Annotated in this window: 1 protein-coding gene; it reads right to left on the bottom strand. The window is 49.4% G+C overall.

Annotated elements, in window-relative coordinates; all coding sequences use genetic code 11:
- Window positions 1-215 (bottom strand): hypothetical protein (locus R0J87_RS23260; protein ID WP_498889334.1); only part of this gene is annotated, 215 nt, incomplete at its 3' end.
- Window positions 216-247: the final 32 nt, after the last annotated feature.

Here is a 247-nt window from a genome sequence, read left to right as displayed (position 1 = left end):
ACTGAAGCGGTAGCATGGTCGTCATGCGTCTGATACCAATCACTTTGATAGTTCTCGCTGAAATCACGGCCAGCTAACAAGGTTAAGCCTGCGGCTTTAGCAACATTAAAACCGACACCTATCTGTGAAACCGGTGGTAATGTATTGTCCTGCGTCTGACCAGGTAGCTGGATATCCATCGCCTGGGACACCGTTTCAGTGAGCTGCATATCCATTATTGACACCGCATTGACACCGTCCAGCTTGG

The organism is Halomonas sp. SIMBA_159, from assembly GCF_046536035.1.
Lineage (GTDB): Bacteria > Pseudomonadota > Gammaproteobacteria > Pseudomonadales > Halomonadaceae > Vreelandella > Vreelandella venusta_A.
The sequence above is the reverse complement of the archived record's forward strand: the minus strand, read 5'-3'. Positions and strand labels throughout refer to the sequence as shown.